We start from the raw sequence: 20056 nt of genomic DNA, 5'->3' as shown, positions 1-20056 counted from the left end.
GGGTTGGAAATCCGCTGACTCGCCGTTATTCATCTGGGTTTGAACGATTACGTACCCATCCTTATGCTACAAGCAATCAAAACGCGGCGTCACTCACAATGATCTCTAACGGTACACTCGAACTGTCAGCCGACCCGGCGGGAATTGCTCAGGCTGCGGATCTTCTGAGGCAGGGACAGCTGGTCGCTTTCCCGACTGAAACGGTCTATGGGCTGGGTGGGGATGCCCGCAACGGAGAGGCTGTCGCCAGCATCTATGCCGCCAAGGGCCGACCCAGTTTCAACCCTCTGATTGCGCATGTCGCATCGGTAGAGTCCGCGCGCAGGTTTGTTGAATGGTCAGATCAGGCCGAGGCGTTGGCACAGGCGTTCTGGCCCGGCCCGCTGACTCTGGTTCTCCCGCTGCGGGAAGGGCACGGTGTATCGTCGCTTGTCACTGCCGGGCTGGATACATTGGCGGTTCGGGTGCCTGCGCATCCTTCTGCCCGGGCTATTCTCGAGATGTTCGACGGGCCGGTCGCTGCGCCCTCGGCCAACCCTTCGGGACAGATCAGCCCGACAACAGCCGCGCATGTCCGCGCCGGTCTGGACGGGCGCATCGCTGCCATTCTGGATGACGGTCCCTGCGGTGTCGGGCTGGAATCCACCATTGTCGGCCTCGCTGGAGAATCCGCTTTGCTACGCCCCGGAGGGGTGGCTTTGGACCAGATCGAGGCAGCTCTCGGCACGGCATTGCATCTACACCAATCGGGCGACACGCTAACAGCACCCGGACAGATGCTGTCGCATTACGCCCCGGACGTGGCGGTCCGGTTGAACGCGCAGACTACACATGGTGACGAGATTCTCTTGGGATTTGGACCGGTCGAATGCGACCTGAACCTGTCCGCTGATGGTAACCTGACCGAGGCAGCGGCCAATCTTTTTGCCGCTTTGCACAAGCTCAACAGCACCGGACGCCCGATTGCCGTGTCCCCTATTCCGGACCACGGATTGGGCGCCGCTATCAACGACCGGTTGCGCCGGGCTGCAGCACCGCGTGACAGTTGATCAGGCGCGCCCTGCACTGGCAGACAGAGTCAGAGGATCGACGCCCAGCGTTGCCAGCGCCGCCTCCCATTTCTGATCATCGGGGACATCGAACACCAGCTTCGAATCCGCCTCGGTTGTGAGCCATCCGTTCATCGCGATCTCATCCTCAAGCTGCCCGGGTCCCCAGCCTGAATACCCTAGCGTCAGCATAGAATTCAGCGGCCCTTGCCCCGAGGCCAGGTCTTCAAGCACGTCCAACGTTGCAGTCATGCTGAAATCGTCCGAAATCTGCAGGGAATGGAGGTTCGCGTCATAATCGGCGCTGTGCAGGACGAATCCGCGCGACATCTCGACCGGGCCGCCGAAATGCACCAGACGCTCACCCACGATCGGGATACGGCAAGCGATGTTCAACTGACCCAGCAGCGTCTTTATGCGTAAATCCGAAGGTTTGTTGATGATCAGACCCATCGCGCCATCGTCGCCATGGCTGCAAATATAGACAACCGAATGATCGAAACGCGGATCGCCCATCCCAGGCATCGCAATCAACAGTTTACCGGTCAGATCCATAAGACGACATCTCTTGCTGAGCTCCCATCAACAATGCCCCCGCAGTCCCGGTATTGGCAAGGGACGAGCGGCGATTTCGCTAGATTTCATTCGAGTGACCCGAACGTGACTTGGAATTCGCCTCGAGACCACGCATTTATAGGGTATGAACATTCACAAGACATTTCTGGCAGCCGCCCTTGCCGTGACCGTTGGCGCGATTGGACCGGCATCTGCACAAGTGGTCGGCTCGGTGGCCGAATTGGATATCCTGGACGGCGGGCGCACAGCAAATGGAGCCTATCTTGGGGCGCTGCGGGTGACCCTGCAGGACGGCTGGAAGACCTATTGGCGGGCGCCGGGCGATGCGGGTATTCCGCCACAGTTCGACTGGAAAAGATCAACCAATGTCGGCAGCGTGTCGATCACATGGCCCGCGCCGGATGTTTTTGACCAGAATGGCCTGCAGTCGATTGGATACGAAAATCAAATGGTCCTGCCGGTCGAGATTTCGCCGAAGAACCCGGCCAAACCCGTGCGGCTGAAAGGCACGGTGGATCTGGGGGTCTGCAAAGACGTCTGCATCCCGGAACGTTTGGGCTTCGATCATACCCTGAACGCCGAAGCAGAGCGCAACCCGACGATCGCGGCGGCACTGGCCAAGCGTCCCTATTCCGCCAAAGAAGCCCGGGTCGCCAACGCGCGGTGCCACCTGACCCCGACGTCTGACGGAATGCAGATCGAGGCGCGCGTCACCATGCCATCCGCAGGTGGCCGCGAGATCGCCGTGATCGAACCCGGCAACCCCGAGCTGTGGGCCTCGCAAACCGACGCCAAACGGCAGGGCGGTACTCTGGTCGCCACATCCGAGGTGATCAACGCCTCGGGCGGTCCGTTTGCGCTGGATCGCTCAAAGATCCGGATCACTGTTCTGGGTGCCAATCACGCGGTGGACATTCTGGGGTGCAGCGCTGGCTGACCCCATGATGCAAACTCCGAAAATCGGTGCGCTTGCGGTCGTCATTCATGACGGGCACGTCCTTCTGGTTCAGCGCAGCAAGCAACCGGATAAGGGGCTATGGGGCTTTCCCGGCGGCCATGTGGAATGGGGCGAAACCGTCCTGCAGGCAGCACAGCGGGAACTGCGCGAAGAAACCTCGGTGATTGCCGAGCCGTTGCGGTATCTGGACAATCTGGACCTTTTACGCCGTGACGCCCAGGGCGCTGTTCTGTCTCATTACCTGTTGGTTGGCGTGGCCTGCCAGTATCAGACCGGGCAACCGGTTGCGGGGGATGACGCAATGGATGCACGCTGGTTCCCACTGGACTTGATCCGACAAGGCGCACTGCCCATGAGCGACCGAGTCTCAAACCTGTTGGAAACCGCCCTGCGTCAGGGCTAGGCAGTGCGTCCTTTGAGACGGGCGTACAACAGGCCCGACAAAACAATGCTCACCACCAGAATCACCGTGGCGCCGGCAGTAAAAGCTCCAAACCCCATCCGCAGGATTGAGGGGCCCTCTGGCCCGGCATAAAGCCCCGAAACAAGGCCCGGTGGAGACCCGGTCACCGCAGGCCAGATCATCGTCAACGCAAACCAGAGCATCAAGGCAAACCCGGTGACAACAAGCGCCCCCTGCACCACACGATCCGGCGCCCGAATTGCGCGACGCATGGCCGTCATTGGCCGCGACAGATCGTTCAGGATCCCCAGCAGGGCAGGAACGAGCAGCAATACCAGCACCATCCCAAACGCCAACCCATAGACCAGCGTGATCACGGTCGGTTTGAGGAACTGTGCCTGCTGCGATCCTTCGTACAACAGTGGGGTCAGGCCCAGAACCGTGGTCAGCGTCGTCAGCATTACTGGCCGCAATCTGTCCGATGTCCCCTCGACGATGGAGGGCATCAGCCCACGAGTCTGCTGATACTCGTCAATCGTCGTCACCAGAACAATCGAGTCGTTGATGATGATTCCGGTCATCCCAAGCAGGCCAACAACCGTGAACATGCTGAGCGGGACCTCCCAGATATAATGGCCCCAAATGGTTCCGACCAAACCAAACGGAATGATCGCCATCACCACCAATGGTCGGGTCCAACTGGCAAAGACCCAGGCCAGCACCAGATAGATGCCCGTCAGGCACAGGATCAGACCGGTACGGGCTTCGGACAGAAACTCTTCTTCCTGCTCGCTCAGACCTGCCATGGTCCACTCGACCTGACGTGTGGCTGCGATATTGGGCAGAATTTCCTCGCTCATCGCACGGGCGATCTCGGCCGCGCGTGTTGGATCATCCTCGGAGATATCGCCATAGACCGAAATCACCCGCAGCCCGTTTTCCCGCCGCACGGTCGAGAATCCGGATTTACGCTGAACCGAGACGATATCGGCCAACGGGACATAGACCCCATCGGGTGTGCGCATCAGTGTGCGCTCCAGGAAATCGGCGGTCAATTCCCCTTCAGGCAATTCAACCCGGATCTCGGCGCTGCGCGGGCCATCCGGGAAGGTCGCGGCCTCGATCCCGTTTAGACGGTCCCGCAGCACCCGGCCCAATGTTTCGATCCGAAAGCCCAGCGCCTGCCCTTGCGCGGTCAGATCCAAAATGTACTCTTCCTTGTCATAGGCCAGATTATCTTCCAGCGCTGAAACCTCGGGGTATTTCGAAAGCGCGACCTGCAAGTCCTCGGAAGCCGTTTTAAGCGTGTTCACATCGGCGCCGTAGAGCTGCACATCAATCGCATCTCCTCCCGGACCAGACCGCCAGCCCCTGAAGCTGAGCAGCTCAAGTTTGGGATGGCTTGGCGCCATTTCCTGCAACTCTCCGACAAACTCGAAGCTCGAATAGGGGCGCAGGTCGGCATCTATCAACTCGATCGAAATCCCGCCCAGCAAATCCGTGTCCTTGCCATCCGCTGCCGAAAGTGCACGGCCCGCGGATCCCCCGATCTCGGCCAGCACGTAATCAATGGGGTTGCGCCCGTGCCGCTCTTCATAGCGTTGGCCAAGCGCCTCTACCGAGGCCTGTAGTTGGTGCATCATGGCCAACGTATCCGCGCGGCCTGCGCCCTCGGCCATGATAAAATTGCCTGTAACCGATCCACGCTCGGGCGCATTGAAAAACCGCCAGTTCACGTCCCCGCGGATGAACAGGGAAATCTGGCTGGCCAGAATGACGATCATCGCCGACACCACCACATAGCGTGCCCAGATTACCCAGGCGATCAGCGGTCGGAACAGCGTATCGCGCACCCAGCGAAACCCCTTGTTCACCACACGGTTCGGCAGATCATACCAATGTTCCTTGGCAGAGTGCGCAATCGCGTGGGCCATATGGTTGGGCAGGATCAGAAAGCATTCGATCAGCGAGGCGATCAATACCGCTATCACCGTGAAGGGGATATCGCGGATTAACTCTCCGAAACGTCCACCAATCGCAGTCAGGCCAAAAAAGGCAATAACCGTGGTCAGCGTCGCAGCAAAGACCGGCATCGCCATGCGACGTGCGGCGCGTTCGGCGGCCACCATTGGTGGCTCACCCAGCCGTCGCGCGCGAAAATCGGCATGTTCACCCACAACGATGGCGTCATCCACGACAATACCCAGAGTGATAATCAAGCCGAACAACGACACCATGTTGATCGACAGGCCGCCAATATACATGAACGCAATCGCCGCCGACATTGCCACCGGGATACCCGCGGCAACCCAAAAGGCAATCCGCGCATTCAGAAACAGAAACAGCAGGCAGACCACAAGACCCAGCCCAACCAACCCGTTATCGACCAGAATATCCAGCCGGTCGGTGATCGCTTGCGCCCGTGTCCGGATCAGCTCGGCCTTTACACCCTCGGGCAGGCTGGCTTGCATCTGCGAGACGACATCTTCGACCGTGTGTTGAATTTCTATCGCGTCGCCCAGATTTGACCGGTCCACACGAACGGACATTGCCGGATTCTTGCCAACAAAATAGCTACGATTTCTGGTGACACCTTCAATCTGGATCTGCGCCACGTCACCGATCAACAGCTTTGAGCCATCGGCGAAATTGCGCAGCGTGATCCCCTCAATCTCTTCCGGGCTGCGCTTTTCGGTGCCGGTGCGAATGCGCGCATTGGCCCCTGTCACATCCCCTGCCGGATTGGCGTTGACCTCGGCAGCGATGGCTAAGGCGATCTCGGATAGGGTGATGTCGTTGGCGATCAGCTGTGCTGTGGGCACCTCGACTACAATGCGCGGCGCGGCGAGGCCCCGGATCGTGGTGCGGGTCACGCCAACAGCGAACAAACGGTTGATCAGCTCATCGGTGAACTTGGCCAGCTGTTCAGGATCGACAGGGCCAGTGACGACAACATCCGTGACGCGATCGCGCCAGGCGCCGCGTCGGATGGTCGGCTCATCAGCGTCGTCTGGCAGGTTGGTGACACTGTCGACCGCTGTTCTGACCTCTTCGACCGCGCGAGACATATCCCAGTTCGGCTCGAACTCCATCCGGATCTGGGCTGTGCCCTCGCGCGAAGTCGAAGAGGTGCTGGACACGCCTTCAACGGCCAGAAGGGCCGGCTCCAACAACTGAACGATGCCATTATCAACATCTTCAGGGCCAGCTCCATCCCAGCTAACGCTGACATCCACCCGTTCAAGGATCACATCGGGAAAGAACTGCGCCCGCATATTCGGGATGGCCGCCGCGCCCAGCACCAGCATAACTAGCAGCAGCAGGTTGGCGACCGTCCTGTGGCGCGTGAAATAGCTGAGTATCCCCCCAGCCGCGCCGGGAATTTCGCGCATCATCGCGCCTAACCTCCGGCTCGGTTTTCGATGCTGCGCACCAACGACGCGGGAACCTTGGCTTCGCCCAGTTGGCCCAGCACGCGGGCTTTGACATCTTGAGGCAATGCATCACTGGCTTCGACCTGCGCCACCAGCTGGGCACGCTGTTCCTCGGACAGCTCGACCATATCCGTCTGGCCCCCTGCGTTGGCCTCATCCCGCAGCGGCCTGACCCGGACACCGGCCCCAAGCAGAGGCGTTCGACCAATGACAACCTCGCGACTTTCCAACCCCCGCCCGCGCAGCAGCACCTCATCACCCTGACGGCGGATTAACTGCACTGGTAGAACCTCAAGCCGGTCATCCTTGCCCAGAATCAGAACCGTCCCTGCTGAATCCAGAACCGAGGACGGCAGGCGCACCACGTTCTCAAGCGGCTGTTCCTGAACCGAGACTGTCACGAAATCACCGGGCTTGAATCCCGAAGTATCCTCGAGCAAGGCATAAAGCAGGCGACCGGTTTGCCCTTCTCCGGCCGAGCCGCTATCGCGGCTTATGCGGCCCTGTGCCGCAAGATCTGCTCCTGTGACCTCTAGCGATACAGTGACCGGGGAATTGATCAGATCCCCTTCAGCATCCAGCAGGCGCACGAATTGCGCGGTCGAGACGCGAAAGGCCACCTCAAGTGCTTTAGGATCAACCAATTCGGCCAGTTTTTCGTTGGCTGACACCAGGCGACCCTCGACCAAAGTTACGTCGGTCAATGTGCCCCCGAACCGGGCATGGATGGTCATGTCTTCCAAATCACGTTCGGCGGCGGCCAGTGCGATACGGGCACGCGACAGCAACGTCGTCGCCTGATCGACGCGCGATTCCGCCTGTGCCAGCGCGATCCTCCGGGCCAAAACAGATTGCTGTGCCGATGCCTCGGCCAGTTCCGCCTCTTCCACGGATGCCGCCGCGCCTACTCCCCGGCTTTTCAAGTCTTTTTGACGCTGTAGGGCACGGCCCCGCAATTCGGCCTGCGCCTCGGCCGAGTTCAGCTCATCCTGCGCCAGCAGCAGCGACCGTTCGGCATCGCGTTCCTCAAACTGAGCATCCAGCAGGTCCGACTTGGCGCGGTCCAGCGCCGATTGTGCATCCGCCGGATCAAGCTCGACCAGAACCTCTCCTGCAGTGACAGCACCGCCATCTTCGAAATCTTCGGACAAGGTTATCACACGGCCACCAAGCGCTGCACGCAGTTCCAGGCGGCGTCGGCTTTGCACCTCACCAAATGCTTCAAGATAAGGCGTTACGGTTTCCACTTCGGCATGCCGGACAGTAACCGCAAAAATCCGCTCCCGCGCCTGCGGAGCGGCATCCTCGCGCGTCAGAACATCCTGCACTGCACCCGCGATCATCTGAACCGCCACAAACAAGAGTGCCAACGTCAAGGACGTCAGGAAAACTCCGGCAAGGCTCTGCCTCAGAAAGCGCATTTACTATCACCCCGTTCGCATCAGGCTAGCATTTCAGAAGGTAGCTTTGCCCCGAAAAATGCCAAGCCACAAAGCGGTAATACACATTTGAACGTGTAACCAGCTTACTTCCGTCGCAGATGTTCGTCCAATCTGGGCATAATTTCCACGAAATTGCAGGGCCGGTGACGATAATCGAACTGTTTTAGCAATATTCCATCCCAGGCATCCTTGCAGGCACCGGGGCTGCCGGGCAATGCAAACAGATAGGTGCCCCCGGCGACGCCACCTGTGGCGCGCGACTGGACGGCAGAGGTGCCGATCTTTTGCATCGACAGGATTGTAAAAACCGTGCCGAACGCGTCGATTTCCTTCTCGTAGACATCCCGATGCGCCTCGACTGTAACGTCGCGCCCTGTCAGGCCGGTACCCCCGGTCGAGATGACGGCATCTATTTCAGGATCTGCGATCCACACGCGCAGCTGTTCTGCAATCTGGGCGCGCTCATCCGGAAGGATCTTGCGGTCCGCGACCAAATGGCCCGCCGCCTGAATCCGATCCACCAAAGTCTGTCCCGATCGGTCCTCGGGCAGCGTCCGCGTATCCGAGACAGTGAGGACGGCGATCCGAACTGGAATGAATTTTTTGCTTTCGTCGATGCGTGACATATGACGTCAGGCCCTTTCCATAATAGCAAGCCGAATGGCGAGCGCCGTAAAAATCCCTCCGGTCACCCAGCCCATGAAACGCGAGGCACGCGGGTTCGAGACCAAGACTCGGCCCGCGCCACCGGCAAACATGCCGACCATCCCGTTCACCACAAAGCCGCCCACCGCGATGATAAGGCCAAGGGTCAGGAACTGCGGCAAGATTGGCCCCAAGGTCGGGTCCACAAATTGCGGGATGAAGGCCAGCACGAACAGGATGACCTTTGGATTGGTGAGATTGACCAGCAGCCCATCACGAAACGCAAGTTTCCCGCTATGTGCCGGTGCCTCGGCCGGCACGGCACCGTTTTGGATCGAACGCCAGGCCAGATACAGCAGATAGGCCACCCCCAACCAACGGATCACATCAAACAGCCAGGGCAGCGTGGATACCGCCGCGCCAAACCCAAGCCCAGCCAGCAGGACATGCACCATCGACCCTGCAGAAATACCGGCGCTGGCCGCAAGCGCGGGCCGTGCGCCTTTGCGCAGGCCCTGCCCAAAGCAGAACATCATATCAGCTCCGGGTGTGAGGTTCAGAGCGAGCGCGGCCGGGATAAACGCCAGAAGGGTTACAGTTTCGATCATCAATGCAGCTCAAACCAATTTGGTCTGGGCCCCAGATTGGCCACCTGGGTGCGCCCGATTGCCCCGCGATACCCCCAGCTGTCATGGATATGGCCATGCAGAGAAAGCTGCGGCTGCACCCGCTCGATCGCGTCGCGCACCGCGACCGAACCGACGGCGCCGCCCATCGACGTGACATCGCCATGCCCTTTGGGCGGAGAATGCGTAATCAGAATATCGGCAGCGTCGCACCGATCCAGCAACTCGGCGGCCTCGGCCTCGGTCAGATCGCAGGACCAACCGCCAAAAGGCGTCACGGGCACACCATATCCCAGACCAAACAGGCGCACCCCGTCCACAGTCATCCCGGTGCCGTGCAGCACGTGGACACCTTCGGGCACAGCCGCTGTCAGCTCTTGGACGCTTTCGGCATTGCCGGGGGTTAGGACCAGAGGGGCCGAAATGCCTGCAAGCATCTCCATCGCCTGATCCAGCCCTTGCCGCATATTGCAGAAATCACCAGCACCGATCACCAGATCCGCCTCGGCGCTGGCGGCAACCAATTCGACCGCCCGGCTGCGCGCCATATGCAGGTCGGAAAAGGCCAGGATGCGCATCACTTGCCCTCCAACCGGGCCTTCAACTCCAACAGATCTGCCCAAGCCTGCCGTTTCATTGGCGGTTGCCGCAGCAAGTAAGCAGGGTGAAACATCGGGATGACCGGCAGCCCCCAAGCCTGATCCCACTGGCCGCGCAACCGAGTTATACCGCGTTTGCCCAGCACCGCCTGACAGCAGATATTGCCCATCACGACCAGAACCTCGGGCTTGGCCAATGCGACGTGGCGCTCCAGAAACGGCTTCATCATGCCGATCTCTTCGGGCTTGGGATCCCGGTTCTGCGGGGGCCGCCAGGGCAGAACATTGGTGATATAGACGTTTTCGGCACGGTTCAGCTCAATCGCGGACAACATCCTGTCCAGCAACTGCCCGGCCCGGCCAACAAAGGGCTTGCCCTCGCGATCTTCATCCCGGCCCGGAGCCTCGCCTATAATCATCACCCGAGCACCCGGCGTCCCGTCGGCAAACACCAAATGGCGCGCACCACGTTTCAAATCGCAATGATCAAACGCATCCATCGCAGCGCGCAACTGGTCCAGCGATCCAGCAGTCTTGGCGACTGAATCGGCAATCGCCAACGCATCGACCGGCTTGGGCTTTTCCGGCGCCGTTTGTACCGCTGTGGGCTTTTTGGATTTGGGCGCTGTGTCGGGCAACGTATAGCGGTTCACCGGGATATCCCCGATCGCATCCGTCGCGCCCAGTTCAATCTGCCAGTCCAGCAGAGCCCGCGCTGTGTGAAAGTCCAAAGCCGATTCCATAACACTCAATCTAACCTCCTTTTGACCGAGGGAAAGCGAATTGGCCTTGATTGCGCGCTCGGTCGCACCGACCATTGGGGCAATCATGCTGATCCTGTTTCGATTCCTCTCAATTTGGGCGCTTCTGGCCTTGGTCAGCGGGCCTATTTCGGCGCAGCTGTTTGACCGAAACGATCAGTGCCGCGCGGGGCAGTTCGCCTGTGGCAGTCGGTGCTGTTCCGGTGGGCAAAGATGCAGTTTCGACAATCATTGCATCCCGCTGGGCGGCACCTATTGCGGCGGCGGCCGCAGCTGCGGCCCGTTCGAGCGCTGCGTGGCAGGCGGTCTACGCTGCGCACCCAAAGGAGCCAACGCATGCACCACGCGTCTGGACTGCCCCGGCGACAGCTTTTGCAACGCGCGCGGGGAATGCCAGCGAAACACCCCCGAATTCGACCCGGATTCAGCCACCAGCGGCAGCCCCATCACCTGTGACGACGGCTTGACCTGTGCGGCCGGATCATCCTGCCTGCCAGGCGGAGGATGCGCACAGCCCGGTTGGTTCTTGTGCGAGAAAACCGGATCACAATGCCGCCCTGGATTCAAATGTTCGGACCACCAAGGATGTGTGCCGGTTAAGGCGATCGACTGCGGCTATGGCAAATGGTGCAAACCCGGCGAACAGTGCTTGCCCGAGGGTGGGTGTGAGAAACTGCCCTAACGCCTTGATCCCAAGGTTGCCTTGCGCGGCGCGGCTTTCTATAAGCGGGCCGATTGTCAGACAGGAGTCCGCCCATGCGTTTCGCCCATCGTCACCTTCTTGGCATCGAGCACCTGTCCCAATCCGATATTACTGCCATTCTTGATCTGGCCGAGACCTATGTCGAGATGAACCGGCAACCGAACAAGCACTCGGATGTGCTGGCGGGGCTGACACAAATCAACATGTTCTTTGAGAACTCGACCCGTACTCAGGCCAGTTTCGAACTGGCAGGCAAGCGGCTGGGTGCGGATGTGATGAATATGGCAATGCAGGCCAGCTCGATCAAAAAGGGTGAGACGCTGATCGACACGGCGATGACGCTGAACGCAATGCATCCCGACCTTCTGGTGGTGCGGCACCCGCATTCCGGCGCGGTTGATCTGTTGGCGCAGAAGGTGAATTGCGCCGTACTGAACGCAGGCGACGGGCGGCATGAGCACCCGACACAGGCGCTGCTGGATGCGTTGACCATTCGCCGCGCCAAGGGTCGCCTGCACCGGTTGAACATCGCGATCTGCGGCGACGTCGCCCATTCCCGCGTGGCGCGGTCGAACTTGATCCTGCTCGGCAAGATGGAAAACCGCATTCGCCTGATCGGCCCACCAACGCTGGTCCCCAGCCAATTTGCCGAGTTTGGAGCCGAGATCTATGACGATATGAACGTAGGCCTTCAAGACGTCGATGTCGTGATGATGCTGCGCCTTCAGAGAGAGCGGATGGATGGCGGGTTCATCCCCTCGGAACGTGAATACTATCATCGCTACGGGCTGGATGCCGCCAAACTGGCGCAGGCCAAACCCGATGCCATTGTAATGCATCCCGGCCCAATGAACCGCGGGGTCGAGATTGACGGAACGCTAGCCGATGATATCAACCGCTCGGTCATTCAGGAGCAGGTTGAGATGGGTGTCGCCGTCCGCATGGCTGCGATGGAACTGCTGGCCCGCAATCTGCGCGAGGCCGCATGAGCGATCTGGTCGTCGCATCCCATGAACACGGCGTTATCCGCCTGTTCGCACTCGACATGCGCCCGGAAGAGGCCAAGTTTCTGCGCGAACCCGGAGCCGCCGATCAGATTCTAGGGGTAGCGGGGCTGGATCCCGAACAGGTTGACGTCTTTCCCGTCTCGGACCTCGAAGACCTTGGCCTCTATGGCTATCTGACCGAGGGCTGCGACGTGTCCGCAGATCAGCTGGACCACACAGCGCTGGATGCGATTGACGGCTGGGTTCTGGTGGTCCGCAGCGCCGCATTTCGCGGTCGTGCAGCCGCTTTGCGCCCCGACCGCAGGCTGCGCCTGATCGGCCTCTACACCGAAGAAGCAACAAGCTGGGCAGGTGGCCGGATTGAGACGGAAAGCGCGAAACCGTATTCGGCGCCGCAATCCGCACCGCAAAATGACAGACCGCGTCGCATGGGCTCTGCGGTTCTGGTGCTGCTGATCCTTCTGGTTATCGGAGGTGCCCTATGGCTGATCCTGTGACTTTCCCACCCGACAAAGGGGCCTATATCCGCACCAACACGTGGATGGCAGCCGCGGCTATGGCAGGGGCCATGATCATTCTTTGGCTGATCGGTAATCCCTATGTGTGGACCGGCGCGCCAGCGGGCCTAGCTGCAATCGGCATTCGTGCGTGGTATCTGGCCTCAGAAGAGCTGACGGCCGCGTGGGAAATGACAGACACTACTCTGACCGGCCCTGGCCCGCGCAAAGTGGCGCTGAACCAGATCGAGGCTGTCAAAACCATGGGTAGCTTTGTTCAAATCGTCACAAAAGGCGAGGACAAGCACCTGATCAAGTATCAGGCAGATCCCGCTGCTACCAAAACCGCTATTGAAAGGGCCATGGCATGAGCAATCTGATCTTCACCAACGCCCGCCTGATCGACCCCGAAACTGGCGCGGACGCACCGGGATGGGTGCATGTGGCTGATGGCCGTATCGTGGCCAAGGGCGAAGGTGCGGCCCCGTCGAGTGACGCGCAGGTCATCGACTGCGGCGGGCATTGCCTGGCACCGGGCATAGTCGATCTCGGCGTCAAGGTTTGCGAGCCGGGCGAGCGGCACAAGGAAAGCTATAAATCCGCAGGACTGGCAGCGGCGGCAGGGGGTGTGACCACGATCGTGACGCGCCCCGATACCTTACCCGCCGTGGACACGCCGGAAACGCTGGAATTTGCGACCCGGCGCGCGCAGGCGGATGCCCCAGTCAACGTGCTGCCCATGGCGGCCCTGACCAAAGGGCGCGAAGGGCGCGAGATGACCGAGATCGGATTTCTGCTGGATGCCGGTGCCGTCGCCTTTACCGACTGTGATCATGTCATTGCAGATACCAAAGTGTTCACCCGCGCGCTGACCTATGCGAAATCCTGCGGTGCGCTGGTGATCGCCCACCCTCAGGAACCGGGGCTGAGCGCTGGCGCCGCCGCCACCAGCGGCAAGTTCGCCGCCTTGCGCGGATTGCCCGCCGTTTCCCCAATGGCCGAGCGTATGGGGCTGGACCGCGACATCGCTCTGCTGGAAATGACGGGTGCGGCCTATCACGCCGATCAGATCACCACCGCCCGCGCCCTGCCCGCGCTGGAACGGGCCAAGCGCAACGGGCTGAACATCACCGCCGGCACCTCGATCCACCATCTGACGCTGAACGAGTTGGATGTGGCCGACTATCGCACCTTCTTCAAGGTCAAGCCTCCGCTGCGGTCGGAAGATGATCGGCAGGCGGTGATCGGGGCCGTGCGCTCCGGTCTGATCGACACCATCAGTTCCATGCACACACCACAGGACGAAGAAAGCAAACGCCTGCCGTTTGAAGAGGCAGCCTCGGGCGCGGTGGCGCTGGAAACACTGCTGCCTGCCGCGCTGCGTCTCTACCATGCGGATCAACTGGACTTGCCGACTCTGTTCCGCGCGATGGCTCTGAACCCCGCTAAACGACTGGGTCTGGACAGCGGTCGCCTGTCTGAGGGCGCGCCGGCCGACCTGGTTCTGTTCGACCCGGATGTGCCATTTGTGCTGGACCGGTTCACGCTTAGATCCAAATCGCAGAATACGCCATTTGACGGCCAGAGGATGCAAGGTAAGGTCACCGCAACCTATGTAGCAGGCCAAGAAGTTTACCGGAGACCCTGATGCCCCTGATCGACAGTACGATGACCCAGCTGATCCTCTGGGCCGCGATTGGATATCTGATGGGGTCGATCCCCTTTGGCATGATCATCGCCAAGGTGATGGGACTGGGAAATCTGCGCGATATCGGGTCGGGCAATATTGGGGCGACCAATGTACTTCGCACCGGCAACAAGGCCGCCGCCGCGCTGACTCTGATCTTTGACGCCGGGAAAGGGGCCGCTGCCGTCTTGCTCGCCCGTGCCATGGCCGGGGAAGACGCCGTACAGGTCGCCGCATTGGCCGCGTTTCTGGGCCACTGTTTTCCAGTCTGGTTGGGCTTCAAAGGTGGCAAGGGTGTCGCGACCTTTCTGGGCCTCTGGCTAGCGCTTGACTGGGGCGTGGGCATTGCCTGCTGCATAACTTGGCTGGTGGCCGCTGCCATCTGGCGGATTTCGTCGCTTGGGGCCCTTGCAGCAGCGTCCCTGTCTACAACCTGGGTCATGGTTTTGAGTGACGGGTCGACGTTTATTCTGGGAATCGTCCTGACATTGCTTGTGTACTGGCGCCATGCCGCCAATATCTCGCGCATCAAAGCTGGCACCGAACCCAGGATCGGGTCCAAGACCTGATATCCGCCTGAGTTAATTGGTTCTTGATCGAATCATTTCTATCTGTAATTTCTGTCATTACAGAAATTACTGGATGCAATCATGCACCTTACTGAATCCATGCGCGACTTTATCCTCCATTGGGGGGAAATGGGTACCAAGTGGGGTGTGAACCGCTCGGTCGCGCAAATCCACGCGCTATTGCACATCTCGCCCGAACCGATGACTGCAGATGAGATCTGTGAAACGCTCGGGCTGGCCCGCTCGAACGTCTCGACCGGGCTGAAGGAACTGCAAGGCTGGAAGCTGATCAAAGCCAGCCGAAACCTGGGTGACCGGCGCGATCACTTTCATTCGATCCGGGACATGTTTGACCTGACCAAAGCCGTGGTCGAAGGCCGCCGCGAGCGGGAATACGCCCCCACCCTGGACGCGCTGCGTATCGTGGCCCAAGAGGCCCAGAGCGACGGCACCTCGCCCAAAGTGCGCCAGCGGATTGATGAGACGCTAGAAACCATGCAAATGTTCGACGACTGGTATGTCGATGTGAACCGTCTACCTCGCCGCGTTCAACTGGCAATCGTCAAACTTGGCGGACGCATCGCCCGGCTGCTGCCCAAGGGACAAGGGGACAAGTCGCCCTAAAAATTTTACCCTCAAATTTCTCTCAATACAGAAATCTCAGAATATGATGTAATAAGGAGCATGACATGATCCAGCCCAAACGCCCGCCCGAACGCGCCCCGAAAGGCATCCAATGGGCCGACCTGGTTCCCCTGAACCGCTGGGACAAGATCAAGGAACTGATGCTACCGCTGCCTTGGCTGCTGCTTTCTCTGACGCTCTACAGTACTGCCCTCTGGCCACTTGGTGCTATGGCCAGCTTTCTGTTCTTTCTGTGCGCCCTGCGCCTGAACCACGAAGCGATCCATGGCAATCTCGGGCTGTCGCGGCGGCAGGATTCCTTGGTGATGCATGTGCTCAGCGCGCTTATGTTGGGTTCTAATCACGCTTTCTGCCAATGCCACCTGCTGCATCACAAACACGCCATGGGTTCGGGCGATTGCGAGGGGAATTGCGGGCACATGACCCTTGCGCAGGTCTTGGTATACGGACCCCGGTTTCCCTTCGACATCAACCGTGCGGCCTGGCGGATCGCCAACGCCAAGGCCCGTCGCCGCATCCTGATCGACTGGGGGCTGGTGCTTGCCGTGATCGCCGCTGCTGTGCTGAGCGGATCGCAAACCCTGCTGCTGCACGTGGCTGCGATGAGCACAGCCCAATGCCTTGCCGCCCTGTTTGCGGTCTGGATAACCCATCAGGGCACGCATGACAGTGGCGTTGCCGCGCGCAGTCAGCGCGGGGTGCTGGCGCGGCTGGCCTATCTGATGTTCTACCACCGCGAACACCATCTGTTCCCGAAGGTTCCTGTCAGCCGGTTGCCCGTTCTTGCGGATCGGCTGGAACGTTCGGTTGCAGGATATGCCGCAAGTCGCAAGCCGGTCATCGGCTGGCTGGAACCCCGCCGGTTCCGGGTTGAACCCTAATCCTTGCTGATACGCGCACCCAAGGATCCTGAGCGGAAACGCACAGGATCCGTTTGCCAGCACACAATCACCTTTAGTTGTTTTGAACGTGATCAATACGCTGCCCACTTCGGGGTCGTGGCGGCCAATTACCGACCGCACGGAACAAAACAATCAGAGTTGCCCAGACTCAATTACGGAATCCCCCGGCAGCTCGATTCACGAAAGGTGAAAACAATGAACAAGATCAAATCCCTTATCGGCGGCGTCGCGCTGTCTGTTGCCATCGCTAGCTCAACCCTGGCTGCAGGCGTCGAACTGAACGCAAGTTCGACCGGTCTGGCGCTACAGGGCTATGACCCGGTCGCTTACTTCACCGCTGGCGAAGCCACCAAGGGCGATTACCGCATCACTGCGCTGCACAACGAAGCCTTGTACCGCTTTGCCTCGGAAGAAAACAAAGTCGCGTTTGAAGAAAACCCCGAAGCCTACCTGCCCGCCTATGGTGGCTATTGCGCATTCGGCACCGCGATGGGCTTCAAGTTTGACGGCGACCCGAACTACTGGAGAATCGTCGACAACAAGCTGTACCTGAATCTGTCCGCAGATATTCAGGAACGCTGGGAAGGCGACATCCCCGGCTTTAACGAGCGCGCCGACACCAACTGGAAAGATATCGCCGACAAGAGCCCTTCGGAATTGCAGGCGCAATAATCCGCCCAAGAAAAACACCGGATCGGCGGCAGTTCACCCTGCCGCCGATTGTCATTTGAAACCGCCATTTTTCGCCCTAATTGTTCAAACAGGAACGAGCCCCATTAACGCGGGCCAGTGCCCCAAGGCAGTGGCACAGAAATCAGGTACGGAAACAGCCAAAAAACAGCGATCCGGTCGTCAGACCGGGCCCTGGCAATACCACGTACAAATGAGCAGCACAGGTTTGCTGAAGACCAATTCGAAAGAAAGGTTAACAGAATGACAGGAAGATTTTTTATTGCGGCCTTTATCGCCTCTATTGCGGCCGGAGGCGCCTCGGCGCAATCCTCGGGCAACTGGACGGGCTTTTACGGCGGCCTTCAGGTCGGCTATGCCGATATCGACACCAATGTTTCGGGCGTCGACGGTGATGGCGCGATTGGTGGTATCGTGTTGGGATATGATTATGATCTGGGGGATTGGGTTGTCGGTGGCGGCTTTGACTATGACTGGACCAGCATTGAACTGACCCCCGGCGTCGAGGTCGAAGACGTTTGGCGCCTGAAAGCACGCGCCGGATACAAAGTGACTCCGGTGGGGCTGCTATATGGTATCGGGGGCTATGCCGAGGCGAGTACTGACAATCTTGGCAGTGACGATGGTTGGTTCATCGGCGCTGGGTATGAACAAATTGTCGCCCCCAATGTCAGCGTTGGAGGCGAAATCCTGTATCACGAATTCAACGATTTCGATTCGACCGGAATTGATGTGGACGCGACCACAATCCAGGCCCGCGCCACCTACCGGTTCTAAGAAAACAGTGACGGAACCCGGCACAAACGCCGGGTTCCTTTCATTTACAGCTCAAGAACAGTGCTGCCTGTGGTATGGCGCGCCTCAAGTGCGCGATGGGCCTCGGCCACCTGATCCAGCGGGAACCTCTGATCAATGTGGATTTTGACCTCGCCGCCTTCGACCTTGTTGAACAGGCGCCGCGCCATGGCCTGACAGACCGCGTGGTCCGAAATATGTGTGAAGAGCGTTGGCCGCGTTATCTTGAGCGATCCTTTCTTGGCCAGAATGCCAATGTCGATCAAAGGCACCGGGCCAGAAGCATTGCCGAACGAGATCATCATGCCCAGCGGTTTCAGGCTGTCGAGCGACCCGTCAAACGTGTCCGACCCGATGGAATCCATCACCGCGTCTACGCCTTTGCCCTTGGTGATCTGCGCGACACGCTCGGCAAAGTTCTCGGTCCGGTAATTGATGCAATGCGCGGCACCGTTGAACTGCGCCAAACTGCATTTTTCATCGGTTCCGGCAGTACCGATCAACGTGATCCCCTCGGATTTGGCCCATTGGCAGGCAATCAAGCCAACACCCCCGGCAGCTGCATGAAACAACACGGTATCCCCGCGTTTTAGCGGTGTGGTGCGATGAAACAGATATTCGACTGTCATCCCCTTGAGCATCATCGCGGCCGCCGCATCAAAAGAAATTCCATCCGGAAGCGGGCACACCTGTGCGGCGGGCATGACCCGTGCCTCGCAATAGGCTCCGGGTGGAGAGGCAGCATAGGCCGCGCGCTGCCCGGGTTCCAGATGCGTTACACCTTCCCCGACGGCTTCGATCACGCCAGCGGCCTCCATGCCCAAAGCCTGAGGCAGATCCAGCGGATACAGCCCAGTGCGCTGATATACATCAATGAAATTCAGCCCGCAAGCATGATGACGAATACGAACCTCACCGGGGCCGGGTTCACCAAGTGGGCGATCTTCGATCTTCAGAACCTCGGGGCCGCCGTGTTCATGGATGACGACGGTTCGTGCCGTTTTCTGCATGTTGTCCTCCTCTAGCCTCAGGCCAAGCTAACATGCCTGTGACGCAGGGCAATCGACACGATTACGCGAGGCGCAACCCAAACGCGAAAATTTGTGCTATACTATGCCCAAGGCGTTGCTGGCTGGTCCGGCCAAAAGCAACAAGTCGCCGGATTGACCCCGCTGCGCAACATCGCAATGCAGGAGGGGACGGCAATGGACAAAACGATTGGCAATCCGATCACCTGGGCGGCACGGAACATAGGTGCAACCGGGGATCACCTAGCTGAAAACATCAGCCATATCGGCAGCGCGGATACACGGCACCTGCCAGTGGTTCGTACGCTGACGATGGATGATCTTTGGGCCTGCCTGAGGGCAGGATACAGCGATTTTCTGGATACAAGGGCCGATGCGATATTCGTGGTGCTCATCTATCCGATCGCAGGTTTTCTGATGTTCGGAATTGGGCTGAACACAAACATGGTTCCACTGCTGGCACCGCTGGTTGGTGGTTTTGCGCTTGTGGGTCCGGTAGCCGCCCTTGGCCTGTACGAAATCAGCCGCAAACGAGAACAAGGTGGCGAGGCTGGATGGCTGGATGCGTTTGGCGTGTTCCGGTCCCCTTCCCTGGGTGCAATTCTGGCTTTGGCGTTTTACATGGTCATGCTGTTTCTGGTCTGGCTGATGGTCGCGCAGAGCATCTATGTTCAGACACTCGGCCCTGACCTGCCCGCGTCGCTGGGTGCCTTTCTAACCCAAGTGTTCACCACCGCCGCTGGATGGACCATGATCTTGTTCGGGCATGCTGTTGGGTTTCTGTTTGCCCTCGTCGCCCTGGCAATCAGCGTCGTCAGCTTTCCGCTGCTGCTGGACCGCAAAGTGGGCGTTCCGGTCGCCGTGGTGACATCCGTACGGGTGTTGCGTCGCAATCCGGGCGTCATCCTGAGCTGGGGATTCATCGTTGCCGCGCTGCTGGTCATCGGAGCGATCCCGATGTTGCTGGGCCTGATCGTCGTGATGCCGGTACTGGGCCACGCCACCTGGCATCTCTATCGGCGTGCTGTGGCCTGAAACAT

Annotated in this window: 22 protein-coding genes; 14 read left to right on the top strand and 8 right to left on the bottom strand. The window is 59.6% G+C overall.

Annotated elements, in window-relative coordinates; all coding sequences use genetic code 11:
• Positions 1 to 98: 98 nt before the first annotated feature.
• Positions 99 to 1049, top strand: coding sequence for an L-threonylcarbamoyladenylate synthase (locus AC2FIZ_RS08120; protein ID WP_142635369.1), 951 nt, complete (start codon positions 99 to 101; stop codon positions 1047 to 1049).
• Here the strand turns inward: AC2FIZ_RS08120 and AC2FIZ_RS08115 are convergent, their stop codons facing one another.
• The gene (locus AC2FIZ_RS08115; protein ID WP_142635367.1) at positions 1050 to 1604 is read right to left on the bottom strand and encodes a YqgE/AlgH family protein; all 555 of its coding nucleotides are present in this window, start codon (positions 1602 to 1604) and stop codon (positions 1050 to 1052) included. It lies immediately after the preceding gene.
• A gap of 145 nt (positions 1605 to 1749) precedes the next feature.
• Here AC2FIZ_RS08115 and AC2FIZ_RS08110 point away from each other — a divergent pair, with 145 nt between their 5' ends.
• The gene (locus AC2FIZ_RS08110) at positions 1750 to 2562 is read left to right on the top strand and encodes a protein-disulfide reductase DsbD domain-containing protein (protein ID WP_281972581.1); all 813 of its coding nucleotides are present in this window, start codon (positions 1750 to 1752) and stop codon (positions 2560 to 2562) included.
• Positions 2563 to 2569: 7 nt separating this feature from the next.
• Positions 2570 to 2986 carry an NUDIX hydrolase gene (locus AC2FIZ_RS08105; RefSeq protein ID WP_345742196.1) on the top strand — a complete coding sequence of 139 codons (417 nt, stop codon included), beginning with the start codon at positions 2570 to 2572 and terminating at the stop codon, positions 2984 to 2986.
• Here the strand turns inward: AC2FIZ_RS08105 and AC2FIZ_RS08100 are convergent.
• The 6 genes from AC2FIZ_RS08100 to AC2FIZ_RS08075 form a co-directional block, all read right to left on the bottom strand.
• Positions 2983 to 6381 (bottom strand): efflux RND transporter permease subunit, encoded by a 3399-nt coding sequence (locus AC2FIZ_RS08100; protein WP_496790872.1) that lies wholly within the window; start codon positions 6379 to 6381, stop codon positions 2983 to 2985. The genes AC2FIZ_RS08105 and AC2FIZ_RS08100 overlap by 4 nt on opposite strands.
• 5 nt (positions 6382 to 6386) lie before the next feature.
• Complete coding sequence (locus tag AC2FIZ_RS08095; RefSeq protein WP_496709226.1) at positions 6387 to 7841, bottom strand: efflux RND transporter periplasmic adaptor subunit; 1455 nt, start codon at positions 7839 to 7841, stop codon at positions 6387 to 6389.
• Between the two features lie 104 nt (positions 7842 to 7945).
• Positions 7946 to 8488, bottom strand: coding sequence for a molybdenum cofactor biosynthesis protein B (moaB, locus tag AC2FIZ_RS08090; RefSeq protein ID WP_281995252.1), 543 nt, complete (start codon positions 8486 to 8488; stop codon positions 7946 to 7948).
• Positions 8489 to 8494: 6 nt separating this feature from the next.
• Positions 8495 to 9115 carry a LysE family translocator gene (locus AC2FIZ_RS08085; RefSeq protein ID WP_281995253.1) on the bottom strand — a complete coding sequence of 207 codons (621 nt, stop codon included), beginning with the start codon at positions 9113 to 9115 and terminating at the stop codon, positions 8495 to 8497.
• On the bottom strand, positions 9115 to 9711 hold the full coding sequence (locus AC2FIZ_RS08080; RefSeq protein ID WP_271948518.1) for a metallophosphoesterase family protein: 597 nt from the start codon (positions 9709 to 9711) through the stop codon (positions 9115 to 9117). The genes AC2FIZ_RS08085 and AC2FIZ_RS08080 overlap by 1 nt, the downstream gene beginning before the upstream one ends.
• Positions 9711 to 10475 carry a uracil-DNA glycosylase gene (locus tag AC2FIZ_RS08075; protein ID WP_496790948.1) on the bottom strand — a complete coding sequence of 255 codons (765 nt, stop codon included), beginning with the start codon at positions 10473 to 10475 and terminating at the stop codon, positions 9711 to 9713. The genes AC2FIZ_RS08080 and AC2FIZ_RS08075 overlap by 1 nt, the downstream gene beginning before the upstream one ends.
• A gap of 40 nt (positions 10476 to 10515) precedes the next feature.
• On the opposite strand from AC2FIZ_RS08075, the gene AC2FIZ_RS08070 reads away from it, so the two are divergent.
• The 10 genes from AC2FIZ_RS08070 to AC2FIZ_RS08025 all read left to right on the top strand — a co-directional run bounded on the left by AC2FIZ_RS08070 (position 10516) and on the right by AC2FIZ_RS08025 (position 17970).
• The gene (locus AC2FIZ_RS08070; RefSeq protein ID WP_281995254.1) at positions 10516 to 11175 is read left to right on the top strand and encodes a scavenger receptor class F, member 2; all 660 of its coding nucleotides are present in this window, start codon (positions 10516 to 10518) and stop codon (positions 11173 to 11175) included.
• A gap of 74 nt (positions 11176 to 11249) precedes the next feature.
• Positions 11250 to 12185 (top strand): aspartate carbamoyltransferase catalytic subunit, encoded by a 936-nt coding sequence (locus AC2FIZ_RS08065; protein ID WP_281995255.1) that lies wholly within the window; start codon positions 11250 to 11252, stop codon positions 12183 to 12185.
• The gene (locus tag AC2FIZ_RS08060) at positions 12182 to 12700 is read left to right on the top strand and encodes a hypothetical protein (RefSeq protein ID WP_496790869.1); all 519 of its coding nucleotides are present in this window, start codon (positions 12182 to 12184) and stop codon (positions 12698 to 12700) included. Before AC2FIZ_RS08065 ends, AC2FIZ_RS08060 begins: the two co-directional genes overlap by 4 nt.
• The gene (locus AC2FIZ_RS08055; protein WP_496790867.1) at positions 12685 to 13071 is read left to right on the top strand and encodes a hypothetical protein; all 387 of its coding nucleotides are present in this window, start codon (positions 12685 to 12687) and stop codon (positions 13069 to 13071) included. Before AC2FIZ_RS08060 ends, AC2FIZ_RS08055 begins: the two co-directional genes overlap by 16 nt.
• Positions 13068 to 14348 carry a dihydroorotase gene (gene pyrC / locus AC2FIZ_RS08050; protein ID WP_496790866.1) on the top strand — a complete coding sequence of 427 codons (1281 nt, stop codon included), beginning with the start codon at positions 13068 to 13070 and terminating at the stop codon, positions 14346 to 14348. Before AC2FIZ_RS08055 ends, pyrC begins: the two co-directional genes overlap by 4 nt.
• Positions 14348 to 14956, top strand: coding sequence for a glycerol-3-phosphate 1-O-acyltransferase PlsY (gene plsY / locus AC2FIZ_RS08045; protein ID WP_142635346.1), 609 nt, complete (start codon positions 14348 to 14350; stop codon positions 14954 to 14956). The genes pyrC and plsY overlap by 1 nt, the downstream gene beginning before the upstream one ends.
• Positions 14957 to 15037: 81 nt before the next feature.
• On the top strand, positions 15038 to 15580 hold the full coding sequence (locus tag AC2FIZ_RS08040; protein ID WP_281972589.1) for a GbsR/MarR family transcriptional regulator: 543 nt from the start codon (positions 15038 to 15040) through the stop codon (positions 15578 to 15580).
• 65 nt (positions 15581 to 15645) lie between these two features.
• Positions 15646 to 16482, top strand: a complete 837-nt coding sequence (locus AC2FIZ_RS08035; protein ID WP_496689064.1) for a fatty acid desaturase — start codon at positions 15646 to 15648, stop codon at positions 16480 to 16482.
• Positions 16483 to 16698: 216 nt separating this feature from the next.
• The gene (locus AC2FIZ_RS08030) at positions 16699 to 17175 is read left to right on the top strand and encodes a YHS domain-containing (seleno)protein (RefSeq protein WP_271948672.1); all 477 of its coding nucleotides are present in this window, start codon (positions 16699 to 16701) and stop codon (positions 17173 to 17175) included.
• A gap of 261 nt (positions 17176 to 17436) precedes the next feature.
• Positions 17437 to 17970: an outer membrane protein gene (locus tag AC2FIZ_RS08025; protein WP_271948532.1), complete on the top strand. Its 534-nt coding sequence runs from the start codon at positions 17437 to 17439 to the stop codon at positions 17968 to 17970.
• A gap of 44 nt (positions 17971 to 18014) precedes the next feature.
• Here the strand turns inward: AC2FIZ_RS08025 and AC2FIZ_RS08020 are convergent, their stop codons facing one another.
• On the bottom strand, positions 18015 to 18998 hold the full coding sequence (locus AC2FIZ_RS08020; RefSeq protein WP_281972591.1) for a quinone oxidoreductase family protein: 984 nt from the start codon (positions 18996 to 18998) through the stop codon (positions 18015 to 18017).
• Between the two features lie 195 nt (positions 18999 to 19193).
• Between AC2FIZ_RS08020 and AC2FIZ_RS08015 the strand changes: the two genes are divergently transcribed.
• A complete protein-coding gene (locus AC2FIZ_RS08015; protein ID WP_142635334.1) occupies positions 19194 to 20051 on the top strand; it encodes a DUF2189 domain-containing protein in 858 nt (285 codons plus the stop codon).
• Positions 20052 to 20056 lie beyond the last annotated feature (5 nt).

The sequence above is a fragment of the Ruegeria sp. CDSB022 genome (assembly GCF_059611145.1).
Note: the sequence above shows the minus strand (reverse complement) of the source record. Positions and strands in the feature narration are given on the sequence as shown.